Source organism: Pseudomonas sp. Z1-14, from assembly GCF_051132005.1.
In the GTDB taxonomy this organism is placed as follows: domain Bacteria; phylum Pseudomonadota; class Gammaproteobacteria; order Pseudomonadales; family Pseudomonadaceae; genus Aquipseudomonas.
Genome location: NZ_CP071646.1, coordinates 2,394,773 through 2,415,760, shown reverse-complemented (window position 1 = coordinate 2,415,760; position 20,988 = coordinate 2,394,773). Strand labels below are relative to the sequence as shown.

The 20,988-nt window shown below is 62.7% G+C and carries 18 protein-coding genes and 2 tRNA genes; 11 read left to right on the top strand and 9 right to left on the bottom strand.

Going from position 1 to position 20,988, the window contains the following annotated elements:
* Positions 1–9 precede the first annotated feature (9 nt).
* Together J3P89_RS11095 and J3P89_RS11090 are read right to left on the bottom strand one after the other, a co-directional pair.
* On the bottom strand, positions 10–237 hold the full coding sequence (locus J3P89_RS11095) for a PLD nuclease N-terminal domain-containing protein (protein ID WP_434601000.1): 228 nt from the start codon (positions 235–237) through the stop codon (positions 10–12).
* Between the two features lie 93 nt (positions 238–330).
* Positions 331–516, bottom strand: coding sequence for a hypothetical protein (locus J3P89_RS11090; RefSeq protein WP_434630485.1), 186 nt, complete (start codon positions 514–516; stop codon positions 331–333).
* 258 nt (positions 517–774) lie between these two features.
* Between J3P89_RS11090 and J3P89_RS11085 the strand changes: the two genes are divergently transcribed.
* Entirely contained in the window at positions 775–1,137 is a 363-nt protein-coding gene (locus tag J3P89_RS11085; protein WP_434697535.1) for an NUDIX hydrolase, read from the top strand.
* A 42-nt stretch (positions 1,138–1,179) separates the two neighbouring features.
* Here the strand turns inward: J3P89_RS11085 and J3P89_RS11080 are convergent, their stop codons facing one another.
* From J3P89_RS11080 to J3P89_RS11070, 3 genes are all read right to left on the bottom strand, one after another.
* On the bottom strand, positions 1,180–1,395 hold the full coding sequence (locus tag J3P89_RS11080) for a hypothetical protein (RefSeq protein WP_434697534.1): 216 nt from the start codon (positions 1,393–1,395) through the stop codon (positions 1,180–1,182).
* A gap of 363 nt (positions 1,396–1,758) precedes the next feature.
* Positions 1,759–1,845 (bottom strand) — tRNA-Leu (locus J3P89_RS11075).
* Positions 1,846–2,038: 193 nt separating this feature from the next.
* Positions 2,039–2,112: transfer RNA gene (locus J3P89_RS11070), tRNA-Cys, on the bottom strand.
* 342 nt (positions 2,113–2,454) lie between these two features.
* Between J3P89_RS11070 and J3P89_RS11065 the strand changes: the two genes are divergently transcribed.
* From J3P89_RS11065 to J3P89_RS11020, 10 genes are all read left to right on the top strand, one after another.
* Positions 2,455–3,294 (top strand): SRPBCC family protein, encoded by an 840-nt coding sequence (locus tag J3P89_RS11065; RefSeq protein WP_434697533.1) that lies wholly within the window; start codon positions 2,455–2,457, stop codon positions 3,292–3,294.
* Positions 3,294–4,466, top strand: coding sequence for a zinc-dependent alcohol dehydrogenase (locus J3P89_RS11060; protein WP_434630475.1), 1,173 nt, complete (start codon positions 3,294–3,296; stop codon positions 4,464–4,466). Before J3P89_RS11065 ends, J3P89_RS11060 begins: the two co-directional genes overlap by 1 nt.
* Before the next feature lie 243 nt (positions 4,467–4,709).
* Complete coding sequence (locus J3P89_RS11055; RefSeq protein ID WP_434697532.1) at positions 4,710–5,933, top strand: MFS transporter; 1,224 nt, start codon at positions 4,710–4,712, stop codon at positions 5,931–5,933.
* A 98-nt stretch (positions 5,934–6,031) separates the two neighbouring features.
* Positions 6,032–6,547: a sigma-70 family RNA polymerase sigma factor gene (locus J3P89_RS11050; protein ID WP_305500585.1), complete on the top strand. Its 516-nt coding sequence runs from the start codon at positions 6,032–6,034 to the stop codon at positions 6,545–6,547.
* Positions 6,548–7,513: a FecR domain-containing protein gene (locus tag J3P89_RS11045; protein WP_434697531.1), complete on the top strand. Its 966-nt coding sequence runs from the start codon at positions 6,548–6,550 to the stop codon at positions 7,511–7,513.
* A gap of 87 nt (positions 7,514–7,600) precedes the next feature.
* Positions 7,601–10,036, top strand: a complete 2,436-nt coding sequence (locus tag J3P89_RS11040) for a TonB-dependent siderophore receptor (protein ID WP_434697530.1) — start codon at positions 7,601–7,603, stop codon at positions 10,034–10,036.
* Positions 10,037–10,099: 63 nt separating this feature from the next.
* The gene (locus J3P89_RS11035) at positions 10,100–11,272 is read left to right on the top strand and encodes an ABC transporter substrate-binding protein (RefSeq protein WP_434697529.1); all 1,173 of its coding nucleotides are present in this window, start codon (positions 10,100–10,102) and stop codon (positions 11,270–11,272) included.
* Positions 11,269–12,327, top strand: coding sequence for a FecCD family ABC transporter permease (locus J3P89_RS11030; RefSeq protein ID WP_434697528.1), 1,059 nt, complete (start codon positions 11,269–11,271; stop codon positions 12,325–12,327). The genes J3P89_RS11035 and J3P89_RS11030 overlap by 4 nt, the downstream gene beginning before the upstream one ends.
* Positions 12,321–13,076, top strand: coding sequence for an ABC transporter ATP-binding protein (locus J3P89_RS11025; RefSeq protein WP_434697527.1), 756 nt, complete (start codon positions 12,321–12,323; stop codon positions 13,074–13,076). The genes J3P89_RS11030 and J3P89_RS11025 overlap by 7 nt, the downstream gene beginning before the upstream one ends.
* Before the next feature lie 576 nt (positions 13,077–13,652).
* On the top strand, positions 13,653–14,432 hold the full coding sequence (locus J3P89_RS11020) for a TSUP family transporter (RefSeq protein ID WP_305500574.1): 780 nt from the start codon (positions 13,653–13,655) through the stop codon (positions 14,430–14,432).
* Here J3P89_RS11020 and nudC read toward each other — a convergent pair.
* The 4 genes from nudC to J3P89_RS11000 form a co-directional block, all read right to left on the bottom strand.
* Complete coding sequence (gene nudC, locus J3P89_RS11015; protein ID WP_434657300.1) at positions 14,400–15,230, bottom strand: NAD(+) diphosphatase; 831 nt, start codon at positions 15,228–15,230, stop codon at positions 14,400–14,402. The genes J3P89_RS11020 and nudC overlap by 33 nt on opposite strands.
* A 6-nt stretch (positions 15,231–15,236) precedes the next feature.
* Positions 15,237–16,049 (bottom strand): crotonase/enoyl-CoA hydratase family protein, encoded by an 813-nt coding sequence (locus tag J3P89_RS11010; RefSeq protein ID WP_434601012.1) that lies wholly within the window; start codon positions 16,047–16,049, stop codon positions 15,237–15,239.
* 254 nt (positions 16,050–16,303) lie between these two features.
* Positions 16,304–17,785 carry an efflux transporter outer membrane subunit gene (locus tag J3P89_RS11005; protein ID WP_434697526.1) on the bottom strand — a complete coding sequence of 494 codons (1,482 nt, stop codon included), beginning with the start codon at positions 17,783–17,785 and terminating at the stop codon, positions 16,304–16,306.
* Positions 17,782–20,886, bottom strand: a complete 3,105-nt coding sequence (locus J3P89_RS11000; protein WP_434697525.1) for an efflux RND transporter permease subunit — start codon at positions 20,884–20,886, stop codon at positions 17,782–17,784. Before J3P89_RS11000 ends, J3P89_RS11005 begins: the two co-directional genes overlap by 4 nt.
* Positions 20,887–20,988: the final 102 nt, after the last annotated feature.

Sequence of the window (20,988 nt, the reverse complement as noted above, 5' to 3'; positions counted from 1 at the left end):
GTCCCGATGTCAGCCCTTGCTGTGCTCGGGCGACGAAGGCGGATTCTTCATGCCTCGCGGCCCGGCCACACCCCAGATAATCAAGCCCAGCACCGGCAGGATGACCAGCAGCAATGCCCAGCCTGCCTTGGTCCCGGCCGATTTGTCGCTGCGAAAGACGCTGACGATCGCCCACAGATCCAATAGCAACACGATTACCGCAACCGCGATCCAGAAATAACTGGCTAGTTCAGACATGGCCTTATCCTCTTGTCAGTCTATGGATTAGGCATGACCGCTGCGGGACCGTTCAAAGAATCTGCCTGTTACCTGCGGCGAGAGGCGATGCAGCTACGCGCGTTCATTCAGATAGGCGACCCATTGCTCATAGGCCTCATGTTGGCGCCGGACGGCCTCATCCCAGGCAGTCCCGGACATCTGATGGACACAGATCAGCGCCATCATTTCTGAGGTCGCTGTGTCGAGCTCGACTAAAAGTTCGTGGGATTTGATTTTGAAGTCTTCAACGGTGGTCATCTCTTCTCGCTCCCCCATTACCGGGACCGGATCGTCCACCCAACATTGATACGTTTTTCAGGCGCTGATTCATTTTTTGCGATGACCGGTCGATGCCGCGCAACACCGACAGCCATTGGTGAAATAAACGCAGCCTTTCATGGCAGCCCACGGTCCCAGCGGTATGAGCCGAAATACTTTTTGAACGTGCGGATGACGCAAGGCTCAAATATTGCAGTTATATTGCAATTTAATGACAGTCGGTGAGTGGGCAAGGTTATGAAAATTCGAGCGACCGTCATCTGTGAAGAAGACCGCCACATCCTCCTGGTTCGTAAGCCCAAGAGCCGCTGGGCCTTGCCTGGCGGCACCGTCGAGCGTGGCGAGACGCATGCCGATGCTGCCTTGAGAGAACTGGCGGAAGAAACCGGACTGAGCGCCGAAAACCTGCTCTACCTGATGCGGGTCAGCGATGGCGACACCGAACATCACGTCTTTGAGGCTTCGGTCAACGACTCGAAGGACGCCAGGCCGCAGAATGAAATCAGCGACTGCCTGTGGCATCCCCTGGATGCCCTCGCCCAATTGCAGATGAAAAAGGGCATGCGGGAAATACTCGAGGCGTTTCGGCGCAGGTTGTAAAAACCCGGCACAGCGGCCGGGTTTTGTGGAGCCCTTTGCAAACTACTTAGCCCCGCCATTCTGGCGGTTCGTCTGGGCGTCCTGATCGGATCCGGGGTTTCCCGGCGGCGGATTCCAGTCTTCCGGCCTCTCGCCAGTGCCCTGCTTTGGCTCAGACTCAGCTTGTTCAAGACCAGAATCATGGCCTTCGCCAGTCTCCGGCATATTTTCATCGGGTCCCGGGTATGGCGCTTCAGGACCGTTGTTGTCGATTACCATGATGTGTCTCCCGTTCTGGAGCGCAGGATCTGCGCCTACCTGTGAGAGGGCCCGCTCGGGCAGGAAGTGCTATGGCGTCGACGAGCGGATGAAAAACGGCTGGTCGGATAATCCAGTGCACTTACAAGAGACAACGGCCCCGTGGCGAGGGAGCTTGCTCCCGCTCGGCTGCGAAGCAGTCGTAAACCAGCGGATGCGGTGTGTCAGACGCTCCGTGCTTGGCAGGTTTTGGGGCCGCTTCGCGACCCAGCGGGAGCAAGCTCCCTCGCCACGAGTCTGTGGTGATCAGCCGGGCTGTTTTACGGTACCCGGAAACGAAAAAGGGTTTGCCTCAGCTTTCGCTTGCAAACCCTTGATCTTGGATGGTGCCCGAAGCCGGAATCGAACCGGCACGCCCTTACGAGCGGGGGATTTTAAGTCCCATGCGTCTACCAGTTTCGCCATTCGGGCGGTAGCGCGGTCAAGCCGTGTGAAACTGGCAGATGTGCATCTGACAGGATCCAGGCTGGTGCAACAGAGCGGGAAATATATACATCCCTCCCCTGTGAAGCAAGGTTGGCATCGGCCTTTTCAAGACAAAACCTTTCCTTACCTGGAAATAAAAAAGCTCTGTAGATCAATAATCTACAGAGCTTTTAAAAAGTGGAGGCCGAAGTCGGAATCGAACCGGCGTAGGTGGATTTGCAATCCACTGCATAACCATTTTGCTATTCGGCCTCAAGACGCCTGATGCAATGCAACCACATCAACCGCATACAAACTGTACGGAGCCTGGCTCGCTTATAGCGCGCTATCTCCTTGAAAACATTGAAGTTTTTTACGCCTCGATGCATTCGATGGGCGCAATTATGTACTCATTTGCCCAGACTGACAACCCCTTGATTTCAAAAAAAATTTACCTGGCGGTCGGGTCGAAGCGGCTTTTTCGAAGGGCAACGCAACGACCTGAAACCCTCCTCCCCCTCCTGCTCATCGGGAAACCGATGACGCCAACGGAACAACCTCCTTCGCCTCGGTTCATCCCTTATGTCGTCCTTGAATCAGTAAAGGAGAACCATCATGACCGAACGCCCACAACTGGTGGCGAGCCGGGCTCCGGTGCCCACGCCTTCGCATCCCAACCTCGGCACGCCGGAGCGCCTGATGTCGCTGGCGGCCGGTTCATTGTTGATCGCCAACGGCCTGCGCCAGGGCGGCCTCAAAGGCTGGCCGCAGGTGCTGCTTGGCGCATGCGCTGCCTGGCGTGCCTACTCCGGCACGTGCCGGGTGAAACGGGCGCTGACTCATAGTCCGTTCGAGCAGACCTTCGAACAGGATCGTGACTGGGGCGGCAGCAAGGTGATTTCCCGCAGTATCACGGTCGGCAAGCCCAGGGAGGAAGTGTTCGCGTTCTGTCGCGACCCCGCCAACCTGGGAGCGCTGATGCCCTGGATCGACGCCATCGAGCAGACCGGCGAACGCACTTATCGCTGGGTCGCCCATGGCCCGATGGACAAGACGTTGCACTGTGACCTCGAACAGTGCGAGCCCAAGGAAGACCGCAAGCTGCACTGGATCGCCGGGCCGGACACACGATTCAAGCACGATATCCAGATGCATTTCAGCGATGCCCCGGGCGGGCGCGGTACGCAGATCAAGGTCATTGTCGCTTGCCAGACGCCGCTCGGCGCGGCTGGCTACGCGCTGGCGGCGGCGATTTCCCGGTTTTCGGACAAAGCCTTGTTGAATGTGCTGCGCAGCATCAAGCAGCAGCTTGAAACCGGAGAAGTCAGCACCAACAAGATGCGCCCGGAGCAGACGCAGGACTTCCTCTTCGTGCACCCCGCCAACAGCGCGACCCAGGCACCCGCCAATGACTCATCCACTACAAAATCCGAACTCAATGGAGGAACCGTCTGATGCGCGCATTGACTTGGCAAGGCCCCAACAAGCTTCAGGTCGAGACGGTCGACGACCCCTCCATCCTCAACCCGCGTGACGCCATCGTGCGGGTGATCCTGTCCTCGGTGTGCGGCTCGGATCTGCACCTGCTGGGCGGTTACGTGCCGACCATGCAGGCCGGTGACATCATTGGTCACGAGTTCATGGGCGAGGTGGTGGAGACCGGCTCGGCCGTCACGCAATTCAAAAAGGGCGACCGGGTTGTCACGGTGTCGATTGTCGGCTGCGGAGAATGCGAGCACTGCCAGCGCTCGGACTTTTCCTGCTGTGACAACTCCAATCCGAACCCCACGGCGACAGACATTGCCTACGGCCAACCGGCGTGCGGCATCATCGGCTACAGCCATGCCTTCGGCGGTTATGCCGGCAGTCATGCGACCTATATCCGCGTGCCCTACGCCGACGTCAATCTGTTCAGCATTCCCGAAGGGGTCAGCGACGAACAGGCGGTGTTTGTCTCCGACGCAGTGCCTACCGGTTATTTCGCCGCCGACAACGCCGACATTCAGCGCGGCGATACGGTAGCGGTCTGGGGCTGCGGCGGGGTCGGGCTGATGGCAATCACCAGTGCCTACCTGCTGGGCGCCGAACGGGTGATCGCCATCGACCGCTTTGCCGATCGCTTGCGCCTGGCCGAGGAAAAAGCCGGGGCCATCGCTCTCAACTACGAGACCACCGATGTGCATGCCGCCTTGCTGGAGCTGACCGGCGGCCGTGGTCCGGATCGCTGCATCGATTGCGTCGGCATGGAGGCCCACGGCACCGAAGTCGATTATTTCTACGACAAGACCAAGCAGATGCTGCGCCTGCACACCGAGCGCGGAACCGTGCTGCGCCAGTCGATCCGCGCCTGCCGCAAAGGCGGGACGGTGTCGGTGGTCGGGGTCTATGGCGGCTTGCTGGACAAATTCCCGATGGGCGCGATCGTCAACAAATCCCTGACCCTGCGTTCCGGCCAGCAACCGGGACAGCGCTACGTGAAGCGCTTGTTCGAACACATCCAGAACGGTGAGCTGGACCCCTCCTACCTGCTGACCCATCCCATGGGGCTTGAGCAGTCGGTGGACGGCTATGCGATGTTCAAGGAAAAACGCCAGGATTGTCTGCGGGCGGTATTTCGGCCGGAGTGAAGCTCCTCGTGGCGAGGGAGCTTGCTCCCGCTCGGCTGCGCAGCAGTCGTAGACCGGCGGGCGCGGTTTGCCTGATGCACCGTGTCGGGCAACCTGGGGCCGCTGCGCAGCCCAGCGGGAGCAAGCTCCCTCGCCACGAAAGCGGATGCGCAGCCACGCGATTTCCTCACGGAGCATTTTCCCCTTGCCCCGATCGACGCACTGGTGGATAAGACACAGCTTTGTCGCCCTGCGAATGTGTCCATGCCCCGTATAGGTCTCCCCCAGGCTTCCAGTGTGCGCCTGCTCGTCTTCCTGCTGTTCTCCATCCAGCTGGTTTCCATGGGCGCGATGGAAATGAGCGGGCCGTTCTGGCCTGTGCATTTGCGCCAACTGACCAGCAACGACGCGCTGTTCAGCTTTGCCAGCACGGCGGTGTACGTCGGCCCGATGCTGGGCATCATCCTGACCAGTGCCTTCTGGGGCCGGATCGGTGATCGTTACGGTCACAAGCTGATGATGATCCGCGCGCTGGCGGGGCTCTCGTTGACCCAGCTCGGGCTGGCATTGAGCAGCGATATCTGGACGATCCTGGTCCTGCGTTTCCTGCAAGGCGCCTTTGCCGGTTATATCGCGCCGGCCCAGGCCTATGGAGTGAGCATCGAGGCACCGTCGCGGCGGGCCAGGCTGTTTGCGATCCTGCAGATTTCCACCAACGTCGGTTCGTTGCTCGGGGCGGTGGTCGGCGGGCTGATTCTCGATCATGCGACGTTTTTCTGGATCAACATCGTCGCCTCGGGCCTCTGCGCCGCATGTACCGTCGTCGCGGCGCTGGCGTTGCCTAACGTGGCGCCAGTAAAAAAAGCACCGCTGGCAGGCAAGCCTCCCCTGCCGCCCAGGCTGTTCGACCCGGCGATCAATTGGCTGCTGGGCATCATGGGCCTCCTGCTGCTGGCGCGAATGCTGCCACAGACTTCGTTTTCCTTGTACGTGGGGGCGACCTTCGAGGTCAGCAATGCCATGGTCGGGCTTTGCTACGGCTTGCTAGCCCTGGGCTTCATTTTTTGTGCGACGTCCTGGTCGCGCTACTTCGAACGGCGCAACCCGGCGCAAACGCTGCAGGCCATGGCGAGCATTGTCATCGGCCTGGTCATCGTCACCGCCGTGGCCGGCCTGACGCGCCAGCCGGTCGTCTTCGCCCTCGCCTATTTCCTCTGGGGCCTGCTGTTGGGCGCAACCACGCCAGTGCTGACGGCGCTTATCTCCAGAAGCGTCGACAACAGTCGCCAAGGGCAGGTGCTGGGGTTGGCCCAGGGCGTTTCACAGACGGCATCGATCATTGGCATCTCCCTTGGCGCATTGCTCAGCCAGGTGTATGGCCTGGAGCACATTTTCCTTTATGTCTGCCTCGCCTACGCAATCGCACTGGTGCCGTTGATGCTGCTGCGCCACAAACCGCTCGGAATCGCCGACAGGGCTGGCGAATAGCGACACAAACCGAAAATGCCGCCTATCAACCTTGCGCGGCACTGAGCGCCTCCACTACTATTGGGAATAATTCTCACTATCAAAAAAATACAACAGCCATGAGCGATCCAGGGTCAGCGGTCAACGATTGTCACCTGCGCACCGTCGCAGACCTCTACAGCGGACACCATGGCTGGTTGTACGCCAGGCTTTATCGAAAACTGGGCAATGCGCTGGACGCCGCCGACCTGGCCCATGACACGTTCATTCGCATCCTCGCCTCGAAGGTGGCGGTGATCGAGGAACCGCGTGCGTACCTGAGCTGCGTCGCCGGGGGCATCCTGGTCAATTGGTTCCAGCGCAAGGCACTCGAACGCGCCTACCTCCAGGCATTGGCGACATTGCCCGAGCCCGAGGCGCCATCGCCCGAACGACGCTTGCTGGTGCTCGAGACACTGCATGAAATCGACGCCATGCTCGACACCCTGCCGCCCCTGGTAAAGCGTGCGTTCCTGCTGTCGCAGATCAACGGCCTGAAATATGACGACATCGCCACGCAACTCGGCGTTTCGCTGATCACCGTCAAGCGCTACATGAAACAGGCTTTCCTGCACTGCCTGATGCTGGTGGACTGAATGCCCGCCCATGACCGCCACGCCCTCGACCCGGCCATTCTCAACGAAGCCGCCGATTGGCTGATGCGCCTGAGCGAAGGCAGCGTCAACGACGCCGAACGCCTGGAGTGGGAACGCTGGCGTACCAGCAGCCCGGCCCACCGCCAGGCCTGGGCGCGGGCCGAACTGCTGCTGAGCAAGCTGCAAGGCTTGCCGCCCGCGCTGGCGATGCCGGCGCTGGACCGCCCGAGCAATCCGGCGCGCCGTGCCGCCATGGGCAAGCTGGCCGCCCTGCTCGCCCTGGCGCCATTGGCCTGGGGCAGCTGGAAGCTCAACGACTGGCAACAGTGGACCGCCGATTACCGCGCTCCGGTGGGCGAGCGTCGCGACCTGACCCTGACCGACGGCACCCGCCTGACGTTGAACACCGACACCGCAATCGATGTATTTTTCGACGAACACCAGCGCCTGCTGCTGTTGCGCCGAGGCGAAATACTGGTCCAGACCGCAGCGGACCCATCAGCGCTCGCCCGGCCGTTCCGGGTGCAGACCGACGAAGGCCGGATGCAGGCGCTCGGGACGCGCTTCAGCGTTCGCGAAGACACCGGCCATACTCGCCTCGTCGTGCTGGAAGGCGCGGTGCGCATCGAGGTCAAGGGCATCGGCGAGCAAGTGGTCGGGGCTGGCCAGAGCAGCGGTTTTACCGCCCGGGGCATCGACGCCCTGAAACCTGTCGACAAGTCGGTGCTGGCCTGGACCCAGGGCATGCTGATGGCCGACAACATGCGCCTGGCGGATTTCGTCAACGAACTGAGCCGTTATCGCAACGGCGTCCTGCGTTGCGACCCGGCGATCGCCAACCTGCGGATATCCGGCGCCTTTCCCCTGAACGACAGCCGGCAGACCCTGACCATGCTCGCCCGAACCTACCCCATCCGCGTCACATCCCGCCTGGGCGATTACTGGGTCATGCTGGCGCCGGCTTGAGCCCTGAAAAATAATCGGGCGGGGCTGATACTTTTTTCAATCCTGGCTGGCTTAGAGAGCAAACCCTCTGCACAGGATCACCCCGCCATGCCCGTTGCCCGCCCCCTGCGTTCGGATCGCAAGCTGAATCTGGCGATTCGCAGTGCCATGCTCAGCGTTGCACTTTCCACCTTGAGCCCGTGCACTTGGGCGGCACCGGGCGCGCCGCTGGACAACGTTGCCAGCCAGTCCTACAACATCCAGCCAGGTCCCTTGGGTGCCACGTTGTCGGCGTTTGCCGTGCAGGCCGGCATCGCATTATCGTTTGAACCCTCCCTGACCCAAGGCTTGAACAGCCCGGGCCTTTCAGGCCAGTTCACCGCGCGTGAAGCGTTTACCCGATTGCTCGCCGGCAGCGGCCTGGAACTGGTCGCCCGCGACGATGGCAGCTACACCCTGGAAAAATCCGCCGGCGACGGGGGGCTGGCCCTGGCGCCAACCACCATCAATGCCGCCGAGGTGCGCCCCGGGGATTTGCCGACGGCCTACAGCGGTGGCCAGGTGGCCCGTGGCGGCCGGGTTGGCCTGCTGGGGAACAAGGACCTGATGGACACGCCATTCAGCGTCAGCAACTACACCTCGACCCTGATGAAGGACCAGCAGGCCGTGACCGCCGCCGACGTGCTGGAGCGCGACTCCTCGGTGCGCTCCACCGGCCAGACCGGCGGCATCGTCGATTCGTTCTTCATTCGCGGTTTCCCGGTGGGCGAAGGCAACCTGGGTGAGCTGGCGTTCGACGGCGTGTACGGCGTGGCACCCAACTACCGGGTGTTCACTGAATATGCCGAGCGCATCGAGGTCATCAAGGGCCCGGCTGCGCTGCTGTACGGCATGTCGCCCAACAGCGGCGTCGGTGGCGTGATCAACATCGTGCCCAAGCGCTCGCTGGACCAGGACCTGACTCGCGTTACCGCCAGCTACGCCATGGACACCCAGGCAGGCGGGCATGTCGACATCAGCCGCCGCTTCGGCGAGGAACGCCGCTTCGGTGTGCGCATCAACGGCAGCCTGCAGGGTGGCGACACCGCGATCGACAAGCAGTCCCGGGATGTCGGCATCGGTGCGATCTCCCTGGATTACCAGGGCGACCGGTTCAGGACCAGCCTGGACCTGATCAGCCAGGAAGAACAGTGGGACGCACCCTCCCGGCCGTTTGCCATCGCCAGCGGTGTCGAGGTGCCTTCGGCGGCCAACGGGCGCAGCAACGTGACCCAGGAATGGGGCTGGTCCGAAACCCGCGACAAGTCGGCGCTGCTCAGTGGCGAATATGACCTGAGCGACAACCTGACGGTGTTCGGCCACGCCGGGGGCGGCAAGTCCGATGTGGCACGACTGTCGGACCAGACCCCGACGATCCTCAACAGCGCCGGCGACACCCGCTCGGTACCGGGCTACTACAAGTTCGAGGTGGAGCGTTACACCGTCGATGCCGGTGCCCGTGCCCGCTTCGAAACCGGTCCGGTCAGCCACAGCGCCACCTTGCAGGCCAGCCGCTATCGCGATGAATTGCGCCGAGGAATCAATTCCGGCGCCCCGGTCTTTTCGAATATCTATCACCCGGTGGCGCGCGACAAACCGTCCATCGCCTCGCCCGATGTGGCGAAGGTCTCCGATACCGAACTGTCCGGCGTGGCCCTGGCCGATACCCTGTCGATCCTCGATGAACGGGTCCAGGTAACGCTTGGCCTGCGCAAGCAGAGCATTGAATCAAACAACTACAACACCCTCGGGAATGTCACCAGCGCCTATGACGAAAGCGAAACCACGCCTTTGTTCGGCGCGGTGGTCAAGCCCTGGGAACATGTGTCGTTCTACTACAACTACATCGAAGGCCTGAGCAAGGGCGACACCGCGCCGGCCACTGCGAGCAACTCGGGCGAAATCTTCAAGCCCTACATCTCTCGCCAGCAGGAGGTCGGGGTCAAGGTCGACTACGGCACGTTCACCTCGACCCTGGCGCTGTTCCAGATCAAGAAGCCCGCCGGCGAATTGACCAACGGCACGGCCGGTGGCGTGTATTCGGTCCAGGGCGAGCAGCGCAACCGCGGCATCGAACTGAACATGTTCGGCGAATTGCGCGAGGGCACGCGCCTGCTCGGTGGCGTCACCTTGCTCGACGGCGAACTCACCAAAAGCGGGACCGCCGCCAATCGCGGCAACAAACCGGTGGGCGTGCCCGAAGTGCAGGCCAACCTCTGGGCCGAATGGGACACCCCCTGGGTCCAGGGGTTGACGTTGACCAGTGGAGCGATCTACACCGGCAGCCAGTACGTCAACCAGGCCAATACCCAAGAGCTCGATCCGTGGACACGCTTTGATGCCGGCGCCCGCTACAGCACGGTACTCGATGGCCGGCCGACCACGTTGCGCGCCACGGTGCAGAACGTGTTTGACCGCGAATACTGGTCCGGCGTGGCCTCCTACGGCGCGTTCTCCCAAGGCGCGCCACGCACCCTGTTGCTTTCAGCGACGGTCGACTTCTGATTGCGCCTCGCCCCGAACAGCGCGTGCACCGCTGGCGGGGCGATCCCTGACAAGGTTCCAACCATGCAGATTCAATCTCTGACGCGCTCATCGCTCATCGCCTGGCTGCTGGGTGCTGCCACCCTGTTGCTGAGCGGCCTGTGTTTTTCAGGCACATCGCCTGTCACCACAACCACCGTCACCGACTTGCTCGGCCGCCAGGTCCAGGTGCGCGTTCCGGTGCAACGGGTCATCCTCGGCGAAGGTCGCCAGTTGTACCTCGTCGCGGCACTCGACACCGACAACCCGATCCGCCGCATCGTCGGCTGGCGCAAGGACCTGATCCAGTCCGACCCGGACACCTACGGCGCCTACCTGCGGCGGTATCCGGCAATTGCCCGGATTCCGACCTTCGGCGGTTTCGAAGACGGCACCTTCGACATCGAGCAAGCGATCAGCCAGCAACCGGACGTGATCGTCCTCAACATCGAGGCCCAGCACGCCACCGAAGACGCGCGCTACATCGAGAAACTCGATGCGCTGGGCATTCCGGTGGTCTACGTCGACTTTCGCAACAACCCGATGCAGAACACCGAACCGACCATGCGCCTGTTTGGCCAGCTGTTCGGCGAAGAGGCACGCGCCGAGGCGTTCATCGCCTTTCGCAACCAGCAGATCCGTCGCGTCACCGATGTGATCCAGGCCCGCCAGCCGCCCCGCCCGAAAGTGTTCATCGAACGCATCGGTGGCTACACCGACGATTGCTGCCTGAGTTTCGGCAACGAAAATTTCGGCCGTTTCGTCGAGCTGGCCGGGGGCCGCAACATTGCCAGCGCAATCATTCCCAACACCTTTGGTCAGTTGAACGCGGAACAGGTGATCGTCGCCAACCCGGAACAGGTGGTGGTCACCAGCGCCAACTGGGAGGCCTTTGCGCCGGGCGGGCACTGGGTCGGTGTCGGGCCCGGCGCCGATCTGGCCGAGGCGCGGCGCAAATTGCAGTGGTACACCACCCGCCCGGCCTATGCCGGGATCAAGGCTCAGCAAACCCAGGGCTTTCATGCCATCTGGCACCAGTTCTACAACAGCCCTTACCAGTTCATCGCCATCCAGCAACTGGCCAAGTGGTTCCATCCGGAGCTATTCACCGACCTGGACCCCGACGCAACGTTTCGCGAGTTCCACCAGCGCTTCTTGCCTGTGCCCTATGAGCCAGGCTATTTCGTCAGCCTCAAGCCCGCGCAGGCCCAACCATGAATGGCCGTATCGAGGGTATCGCCCTGGGCACGATTTACCGCGAGCAGGTCTGGCGCAAACGCTTGATCCTGATCGGCCTGGCCCTGTTGCTGCTGTTCAGCGTGCTGCTCGACCTGGCCCTCGGCCCGGCCAGCTACAGCCTGGATGAAGTGCTGGGCGCGCTGTTCTCTCCGGATGCCGCGGCGCCGCAAGTGCGGGTGGTGATGTGGGATATCCGCCTACCGGTGGCGCTGATGGCGGTGGCCGTGGGCGCCGCGTTGTCCCTGGCCGGCGCCCAAATGCAGACCATCCTCAACAACCCGCTGGCGAGCCCATTCACCTTGGGCATCTCGGCGGCAGCCAGTTTCGGCGCGGCCCTGGGCTTGGCATTCGGCGTGGCCCTGGTGCCGGTGATCGCCCAATACATGGTGCCGCTCAATGCCTTTATCATGGCGATGCTCTCGGCGCTGCTGATCCATGTCCTGAGCCTGCGCCGGGGCATGACCAGCGAAACCATCGTGCTGCTCGGTATCGCCCTGGTGTTCACCTTCAATGCGCTGTTGGCGCTGGTGCAGTTCTTCGCCACCGAGCAGGCCGTGGCCGCCGTGGTGTTCTGGACCATGGGCAGCCTGACCAAGGCCACCTGGCCGAAACTCGGCGTGATCTGCCTGGTAATCCTCGTCACCTTGCCGATTTTTGCCCGCCGCGCCTGGGCCATGACCGCCCTGCGCCTGGGGGATGAAAAAGCCGCGAGTTTCGGCATCAACGTGCGCAAGTTGCGCTTGCAGACGCTGATCATGGTCAGCCTGCTGGCCGCGTTTCCAGTGGCGTTTGTCGGCACCATCGGCTTCATCGGCCTGGTGGGGCCGCACATCGCCAGGATGCTGATCGGCGAGGACCAGCGTTTCTTCCTGCCGGCCTCACTGCTGACCGGCGCGCTGATCCTGTCGGCCAGTTCGGTGGTGAGCAAGACCCTGATACCCGGGGCGATCTTCCCGATCGGCGTGGTCACGTCGCTGATCGGCGTGCCGTTCTTCATTTCTCTCATTCTGGGCGGCAGGAAACAGTCATGGTGACGATCGAGCTGCAAGGTGTCGGCGCTCGTTATGGTCGTCGGGCGATACTGGACGGGATCACTACGCCGGTGCTTACGGGTGGCGAGGTGGTGGCGGTGGTGGGGCCCAACGCGGCCGGAAAATCGACCCTGTTCAAACGCATCGCCGGCCTCATCGACGGCCCCGGCCATGTTCGCCTGGAAGGCTCGCGCAGGGGCCAGCAGGGCATTTGCTACATGCCGCAGAACCTCAACGCCAACGCCCGGCTGACGGTCTACGAATCGGTGCTGCTCGCGCGCAAACAGCAGGCGCCCGGCTGGACAGTGCAAGCCGATGAGCTGGAAGTGGTGGACCGCATCCTCGCGTCCCTGGGCATCAGTGATTTGTCGTTTCGCAACCTCGGTGAACTGAGCGGTGGGCAACAGCAACTGGTGTCGATCGCCCAGACGCTGGTGCGCGAGCCCGAAGTCCTGTTGATGGACGAACCCACCAGCGCCCTGGACATGCACCGCCAGGTCCAGGTACTGAGCTTCATGCGCGCCCTCGCCCGCCAACATTCGATCATCGTGTTCATTGCCATTCACGACCTGAACCAGGCGTTGCGCTTTGCCGACCAGGTGCTGGTCGTCGCCGAGGGCACCCTGCAAGGCTGCGGCCGAAGTGAAGAAGTGATCACCGAGCAGATGCTGCGCAACGTGTACCGGGTCCAGGCCCGGATCGAACTCTGTTCAAGGGATGAGCGGCACATCATCGTGGACGACGTGGTTTGAGTGGGTAGCGTGGCGAGGGAGCTTGCTCCCGCTCGGCTGCGCAGCAGTCGTAGACCGGCGGGCGCGGTTTGCCTGATATACCGTGTGCGGCAATCGGGGCCGCTGCGCAGCCCAGCGGGAGCAAGCTCCCTCGCCACGAGAGCGGGTGTGCACCCGTTTATCTTCGCAGCTTGCGCCGCCGCTGTTTTCTGCAGGATCAAATTCGCGGCAGTCGATCCACGCTGGCAAATACAATGCATCACCGTGGCGAGGGAGCGGGTGTGCACCCGTGTATCTTCGCAGCTTGCGCCGCCGCTGTTTTCTGCAGGATCAAATTCGCGGCAGTCGATCCGCGCTGGCAAATACAACGCATCACCGTGGCGAGGGAGCTTGCTCCCGCTCGGCTGCGCAGCAGTCGTAGACCGGCGGGCGCGGTTTGCCTGATACACCGTATGCGGCAATCTGGGGCCGCTGCGCAGCCCAGCGGGAGCAAGCTCCCTCGCCACGATTTGGGGCAGTCGCGGCCCGGCGTTGTTATGGGTAACATAGCGGCCTTCCCCGCAGTCTTTCTGCGCCCTGCCGAATAAGCCCCAGTCCATGCCTTTTGAACTCAGCGTCGACCTCTCCACCCTCGCTATCCTTGCCGTCGTCGCGTTCATCGCCGGCTTCATCGATGCCATCGCCGGCGGCGGTGGGCTGCTTACCACGCCGGCGTTGCTGACCGCCGGCCTGCCACCGCACCTGGTGCTGGGCACCAACAAGCTCAGCTCGACCTTCGGCTCAGCCACGGCCAGTTTTACCTTTTACAAGCGCAAGCTGTTTCACCCACGGCAATGGACCCACGCCCTCGTCGGCACGCTGGTCGGTGCCTTGGTCGGCGCCGTCGTTGCTCATTACCTGCCCGCCGAGTGGCTGAACAAGATGCTGCCGGTGATCGTCTTTGCCTGTGGCCTGTACCTGTTGTTCGGCGGCACGCCCAAGGCGCCGCTGGACAGCAATGCGCCGATCAAGAAGACGTGGCAGTCATCCCAGGGTTTCACCTTGGGATTCTACGACGGCGTGGCCGGCCCGGGCACCGGTGCGTTCTGGACCGTCAGCAGCCTGCTGCTCTACCCCATCGACCTGGTCAAGGCCAGCGGCGTGGCCCGCAGCATGAACTTCGTCAGCAACATTGCGGCGCTGTCAGTGTTCATCTTCTCGGGCCAGGTGGATTGGATCATCGGCCTGAGCATGGGCCTGTCGGTGATGGTCGGCGCGTTCTTCGGCGCGCGCACCGCCATCAGCGGCGGCGCGAAGTTCATCCGCCCGGTATTCATCACCGTGGTGCTGGGCCTGACCGTGCGCCTAGCCTGGCAGCACTGGTTCAGCGTGGCCTAGACGTCGGGCGACATACAGGTCGATCAGGTAGCGGGCGATGGAGCGCGAGGCCGGCAACGGCGGCAGGTCATGGACGCTGAACCATTGGGCGTCCTCGATTTCGTCTTCCTGGGGCACGATCTCACCGCCGGCATACTCGGCATGAAAACCCAGCATCATCGAATGGGGAAACGGCCAGCACTGGCTGCCCACGTACTGGATGTTCTTCACTTCGATGCTGACCTCCTCGCGCACCTCCCGGATCAGGCAATCCTCGGCCGACTCGCCCGGCTCGGCAAACCCGGCCAGGGTGCTGTAGACACCGGTGACAAAGCGCGGCGAACGCGCCAGCAAGACCTCATCGCCACGGGTAATCAGCACGATCATGCTCGGCGAGATTCGCGGGTAATGCCGCAGATCGCATGCCTCGCAGTACATCGCCCGCTCTCGCGGCACCTGGATCATGCGCTGGCCGCAACTGCCACAAAAGCGATGTTCGCGAGCCCAGGTGCCGATCTGCGCCGCATAACCCAGCACCTTGAACAGCGTGTGGTCGTCCTCGAGCATGAAGGCCCGCAGGCCTTTCCAGTTGCAGCCGGGAATCTCCAGCGAGCTATGCAGTTCCAGCAGGTAGACCGGCTCGCCGTCGAGATGGCCAATGCCGTGCTCGGCGAGAATCGACACATCCTGGCGCTTGAGCCACTCGCGGGGAAACAGTGCGCCGTTGTCGTCGTAGAGAAAGCCCTCCGGGCTGCGGGCCACGGCCCAGCCGCCCGCGAGGTCGGTGTCGAGTACTGCGGTGGTCCAGCGTGAAATCATGATCGATCAATCCAGAAATTCGGGTTTCTGTTTGCTCATATGGGCGGCCATGGCCACGCGCAGGTCATTCGATTGCAGCATGGCGGCATTCCACGTGGCGACGTATTCCAGCCCGTCGTCGATGCCGTGATCACGCATGTAGCCAATCATTTCCTTGGTGCCGGCTATGGCGATCGGCGACTTGGCGGCGATTTCCCGGGCGATGCCCATCACTCCGTCAAGCAGGCTGGCGGTATCGCTGTAGACACGATTGACCAGACCAATGCTGCGCGCTTCGTCGGCACCAAAGGTGCGCCCCGTATAAGCGAGTTCACGCAGCATGCCGTCCCCGATGATCCGGGGCAAGCGTTGCAATGTGCCAACATCGGCCGCCATGCCGATGTCGATTTCCTTGATGGAGAATTGCGCATCCTCGGCCGCGTAGCGCATGTCGCAGGCAGAAATCAGGTCGATGGCACCGCCCAGGCAATAACCCTGGATCGCCGCGAGAACCGGTTTGCGGCAATTGTCCACGGCGTTGAACGAGGCTTGCAGTTCGAGGATCTTGCGCCGCAGCACACGGGCGTTGCGGCCGACGTCCTTGCCCAGTTCGTTCGCCACGCCGGCCAGCATCATCAGGTCGATGCCGGACGAAAAATGCTTGCCGGCGCCGCTCAGGACCACCACCCGCACTTCGTCGGTATCGTCGATCCACTGGAAGATCTCGATGATCTCGCTCCAGAACGCGGCGTTCATGGCATTGATCTTGTCGGGACGATTGATCTGCACATGGGCGATTTTGTCTGCAAGTTCGACGTGGAACGCTTGGTATTGCGACATGGCAGTGATCCTTTACCGGCTGAAAAGAGGCCTGAACTATACCAAGCCATCGTCAAGGGACGTAGGCAGCGCATCGGCCAAAAGCGGGACTGATGGCCTGCGAATCCCCGTGGCGAGGGAGCTTGCTCCCGCTGGGCTGCGCAGCGGCCCCAAAAAGCTGAACGCTAGCTGACTGACACACCCAGGTGGCAGATCCAGGGGCCGCTGCGCAGCCCAGCGGGAGCAAGCTCCCTCGCCACAAAAGTCTGGCGCGATTATGGTTTGTCGCTCGCCTGCAACTGCCCATCCCACCCGCCGCCCAGCGCCGCGATCAGCTGCACGCTGGCAATCAACCGGCTCTGTTGCAGGCTCAGCATGCTGCGTTCGTTGCTCAGGGCGGTGGCCTGGACGGTTACCACGTCGAGATAGCCGATCAAGCCGGCCCGGTACTGGTTCTGGGTCAGGCGCAGGGACTCGCGGGCGGCGTCGAGGGCTTCCTGACGCACGCGGGCTTCGTCTTCGAGCACCTTGAGCTGGATCATGTAGTTCTCGACTTCGCGAAAACCGTCGAGCACGGTCTGCCGATAGGTCGCCACGGTCTGGTCGTACGCCGCGACGCTGCGGTCGACTTCCGCCGAGCGCTGGCCGCCGTCGAACAGCGTCATCGCCAGCTGTGGCCCGACCGACCAGAAGCGGTTCGGCACACTTATCCAGTTATCGTAGGTACTGCTGCTGTAGCCGCCACTCAGGCTCAGGGTCAGGTCCGGATAATAGGCCGCCTTCGCCACGCCGATGTTGGCGTTGGCGGCCATCACCGAGCGCTCGGCCGACGCGATGTCCGGACGTCGTTCGAGCAATTGCGAGGGCACCGCCACCGGGACCTGCGGCAGCGCCGGGACGTCCTCGGTTTCGGCCAGGCTGAATTCGGCGGGAGGCAGGCCGATCAGCACGGCGATGGCATTTTCGAACTGGGCCCGCTGCCAGATCAGGTCGATCAGGTCGCCCTGGGTGGTCTTGAGCTGGTTCTGCGCCTGGGCCACCGCGTCCTTGCCCGACACCCCGGCGCGGTACTGGTTTTCGGTCATTTTTAATGAGCGCTGATAGTTATCGACCGTGGTCTGCAACAAGCGCTTCTGTTGGTCGATGACCCGTAACTGCAAGTAGTTCTGCACCAGCTCCGACTGCTGGCTCAGGCGCATCGCCGCCAGGTCGGCAAAGCTGGCTTGCGCGCTGGCTTCATCGGCTTCCAGGGTGCGGCGCAACTTGCCCCAGACATCCGCTTCCCAACTCACCCCGGCCTGGGCGCTGTAGGTGTCGCGAATGCCGCTGGAAGAACTGCTCAGGCTCGAACTGCTGCTGCCGGTGCCTTGGCTGGAGCGGTTCTTGCCGACGGTAAGGTCGACCGTTGGGAAAAAAGCTCCCCGCGCACTGCGCGCCAACGCCTGGGCCTGACGATACTGGGCTTCGGCCTGGGCCACGGTCTGGTTGGATGCGTTGAGCTTTGCCACCAGCTCATTCAGCCGGGCGTCGCTGTACAGCTCCCACCAGGCGCCCCGGGCCAAGGCGTCGCTGGGGTTGGCCTGGCGCCACCCTTGGGCTTCCTTGTACTGCACCGGCGCAGCGGCCGCCGGGCGCTGGTAATCCGGGCCGATCGCGCAAGCGCTGAGCAGCGCCACGCACAGCGCCAGGCTCAATACCCGCGAGCCACGGGCGGCTGCCAGCGGTGCGGCAAGGTTGAAAAGCGAACGGTCGGTCATAGCGGAGTTTCCAGGGCAGCATCGGTGCGCACCCCACGCCAGCGGTTGAAGCGGTGGCGCAGGTTATCGAGATAAAGGTAAACCACCGGCGTGGTGTAGAGCGTCAGGACCTGGCTGAACACCAGGCCGCCGATGATGGTCAGGCCCAGCGGCTGGCGCATCTCCGAACCTTCGGCACCGCCGAGCAACAGTGGCAAGGCACCGAGGATCGCCGCCACCGTCGTCATCAGGATCGGCCGCAAGCGCAACAGGCAAGCACTGCGGATCGACTCCAACGGCGTCTGGCCGGCGCGCTCCAGTTGCAGCGCGAGGTCGATCATCAGGATCGCGTTTTTCTTCACCACGCCAATCAGCAGGAACAGACCCAGCAGCGAGATCAGGCTGAACTCGCTGCCCAGCACGTAGATCGACAGCAACGCGCCAACGCCGGCCGAAGGCAACGTGGACAGGATGGTCAACGGGTGGATGTAGCTTTCATACAGCACGCCCAGCACCAGATACACCGCCAGCAGCGCCCCGAGCACCATGAACGGCTGGCTTTTCTGAGTGGCGGCGAAAGCGTCGGCGGTCCCGGCCATTTTCGCGATGACGTCTTCGGGCATCCCCAGCTTGGCGATCGCCCGTTCGATGGCGGCCGTGCCCTGCTCCACGGTTACGCCTTGGGCCATGTCGAAGGAGATGCCCTCGGAAGCGAACTGGCCTTCATGGCTGACCCGGTCGTCTTCCAGGCTGTTCTCGTAATGGGCAATCGCGGACAGCGGGACCCGTGCGCCATCGGCGGTAATCACCTGGACCTGTTCGAGGGTGTTGGGGTCCTGGGCGTATTTGGGGTTGACCTCCATGACCACCTGGTACTGGTTGAGGCTGTCGTAGATGGTTGATATCTGCCGCTGGCTGTAGGCGTTGTTCAACACCGATGTGACCATGTCCATGTCGATGCCCAGGCGCTTGGCCTGGTCGCGATCCACAATCAGGGTTACCTGCTGTGCGCCGCCACCGTCACGGGCATCGATGGCGGTAAGCTCCGGCAAGGCGCGGAACGCCGCGACGACCTTGGGGTACCACTCGCGCAGCGACGCCAGGTCGGCGCTCTGCAGAATGTAGGAATATTGCGAGGTGGTCTGCTCGCGGCCGCCTCCGAACTGCAGGTCTTGATCGGCCATCAGCATCAATTGGCCGCCGGGCACCTTGGGCATTTCCTTGCGCAGGCGCTCGATGACTTTCTGCGCGGAAATCCGGCGCTCGTTGATCGGCTTGAGGCGCACCAGCATGAAGGCATTGTTGGTGCCGTTGTTGCCGCCGATAAAACCGGCCACGCTCTGTACGGCCTCGTCCTTGAGCACCGCGCGACGGAAGATCTCCATCTTCGGCTGCATCACGTTGAACGACAGCCCGTCGTCACCGCGCACGAAGCCGATCAACTGGCCGGTGTCCTGCTGGGGCATGAAGGTTTTCGGCACCACCACATACAACGCGATGTTCACGCCGATGGTCACCAGCAGACTGAGCAAGGTCAGGCGTCGATGGCGCAGTACCCAGTCCAGCGTGCGTGCATAGCCACGGACCATTCTTTCGTTGGCGCCCTGGCTCCAACGCTGCAAGCGGTTCTCCTGCCCTGGCACGTGAGGTTTGAGCCAGCGCGCGCAGAGCATCGGCGTAAGCGTCAGGGATACGATAAGCGAGACGACGATGGCCGCCGCCAGGGTGATGGAAAACTCCCGGAACAGGCTCTCGACGATCCCGCCCATGAACAGGATCGACAGGAACACCGCCACCAGCGAGGCGTTCATCGACAGCAGCGTGAAGCCCACCTCCTCGGCCCCCAGGTACGCGGCCTTCAGCGGCGGCACGCCCTCATCGATGTGCCGGGAGATGTTTTCCAGCACCACGATGGCGTCGTCCACCACCAGCCCGGTGGCGAGGATCAACGCCATCAGCGACAGATTGTTCAGCGAGAAACCGTACAGGTACATCACCGCGAACGTGCCCACCAGCGACACCGGCACCGCCAGGGTCGGGATCAGCGAAGCGCGGAAATTGCCGAGAAACAGGAACACCACCAGTACCACCAGGGCGACGGCGATCAGCAAGGTCATTTCCGCTTCGTGCAGGGTCGCCTTGATCACCGGCGAGCGATCCATCGCCAGGTTCAGCTTGACGCTGGCGGGCAACACGGCCTGCAAGGCCGGCAACTGGGCCTTGATCTCGTTGACGGTCTCGATGATGTTGGCGCCGGCCTGGCGATTGATCACCAGCAACACGGCGGCATCGTCGTTGAAGAAACCGCTGTTGTAGCGATCCTCGACGCCGTCGCTGACCTTGGCCACGTCCTTGAGCCGCAATACCGAGCCATCCTGGTAGCGGATGATCAGTGTTTCGTAATCCTTGGCCTTTTCCAGCTGGTCGTTGGCCTGGACTTGCCACATCCGCTGGTCGTCCTCGACCGAGCCCTTGGGCCGGCGCACGTTGCTGTTGGCAATCGCCGTTCGCACGTCGTCCAGCGCCACGCCGTACTGATTGAGCAATTGCGGCTCCAGTTCGATGCGCACCGCCGGCAGCGAACTGCCGCCGATCTGCACCTCGCCCACGCCCGACACCTGGGACAGGCTCTGGGACAGAATGGTCGAGGCCAGGTCGTAGAGCTGGCCTTTCTCCAGCACATCCGAGGTCAGCGACAGCACCATGATCGGCGCCTGGGACGGATTGACCTTCTTGTAGGTCGGCATGCTGCGCATCCCGCTGGGCAGCAGGTTGCGCGAGGCGTTGATGGCCGCCTGCACCTCCCGGGCCGCACCGTTGATGTCGCGGTCCAGGTCGAATTGCAGGATCACCCGGGTCGAACCCTGGCTGGACCGACTGCTCATGGTGTTGACCCCGGCGATCGCGCCGAAGGAACGCTCCAGCGGCGTCGCCACGGTAGAAGCCATCACCTCGGGACTCGCCCCCGGCAGGTTGGCCTGGACCACGATCACCGGGAAATCCATCTGCGGCAGCGGCGACACCGGCAGCAAGCCAAAGCACACACCGCCGAGCAGCATGATGGCGAAGCTCAGCAGCATGGTTGCCACGGGGCGGCGGATGAAGGGGCCGGAGAGGTTCACTGGTCGCCGCTCCAGCTTTCAACGAACAGGCTTTTGTGGCGAGGGAGCTTGCTCCCGCTGGGTCGCGCAGCGGCCCCTTTTGTGAGCGCTGCGCACTCAAGC

Coding starts and splice junctions, on each gene's coding strand:
- J3P89_RS11025 (WP_434697527.1), top strand. CDS start 12,321: ATGGTGACGATCGAGCTGCAAGGTGTCGGCGCTCGTTATGGTCGTCGG.
- nudC (WP_434657300.1), bottom strand. CDS start 15,230: ATGATTTCACGCTGGACCACCGCAGTACTCGACACCGACCTCGCGGGC.
- J3P89_RS11005 (WP_434697526.1), bottom strand. CDS start 17,785: ATGACCGACCGTTCGCTTTTCAACCTTGCCGCACCGCTGGCAGCCGCC.
- J3P89_RS11050 (WP_305500585.1), top strand. CDS start 6,032: ATGAGCGATCCAGGGTCAGCGGTCAACGATTGTCACCTGCGCACCGTC.
- J3P89_RS11095 (WP_434601000.1), bottom strand. CDS start 237: ATGTCTGAACTAGCCAGTTATTTCTGGATCGCGGTTGCGGTAATCGTG.
- J3P89_RS11085 (WP_434697535.1), top strand. CDS start 775: ATGAAAATTCGAGCGACCGTCATCTGTGAAGAAGACCGCCACATCCTC.
- J3P89_RS11040 (WP_434697530.1), top strand. CDS start 7,601: ATGCCCGTTGCCCGCCCCCTGCGTTCGGATCGCAAGCTGAATCTGGCG.
- J3P89_RS11060 (WP_434630475.1), top strand. CDS start 3,294: ATGCGCGCATTGACTTGGCAAGGCCCCAACAAGCTTCAGGTCGAGACG.
- J3P89_RS11035 (WP_434697529.1), top strand. CDS start 10,100: ATGCAGATTCAATCTCTGACGCGCTCATCGCTCATCGCCTGGCTGCTG.
- J3P89_RS11045 (WP_434697531.1), top strand. CDS start 6,548: ATGCCCGCCCATGACCGCCACGCCCTCGACCCGGCCATTCTCAACGAA.
- J3P89_RS11010 (WP_434601012.1), bottom strand. CDS start 16,049: ATGTCGCAATACCAAGCGTTCCACGTCGAACTTGCAGACAAAATCGCC.
- J3P89_RS11020 (WP_305500574.1), top strand. CDS start 13,653: ATGCCTTTTGAACTCAGCGTCGACCTCTCCACCCTCGCTATCCTTGCC.
- J3P89_RS11090 (WP_434630485.1), bottom strand. CDS start 516: ATGACCACCGTTGAAGACTTCAAAATCAAATCCCACGAACTTTTAGTC.
- J3P89_RS11065 (WP_434697533.1), top strand. CDS start 2,455: ATGACCGAACGCCCACAACTGGTGGCGAGCCGGGCTCCGGTGCCCACG.
- J3P89_RS11080 (WP_434697534.1), bottom strand. CDS start 1,395: ATGGTAATCGACAACAACGGTCCTGAAGCGCCATACCCGGGACCCGAT.
- J3P89_RS11030 (WP_434697528.1), top strand. CDS start 11,269: ATGAATGGCCGTATCGAGGGTATCGCCCTGGGCACGATTTACCGCGAG.
- J3P89_RS11055 (WP_434697532.1), top strand. CDS start 4,710: ATGCCCCGTATAGGTCTCCCCCAGGCTTCCAGTGTGCGCCTGCTCGTC.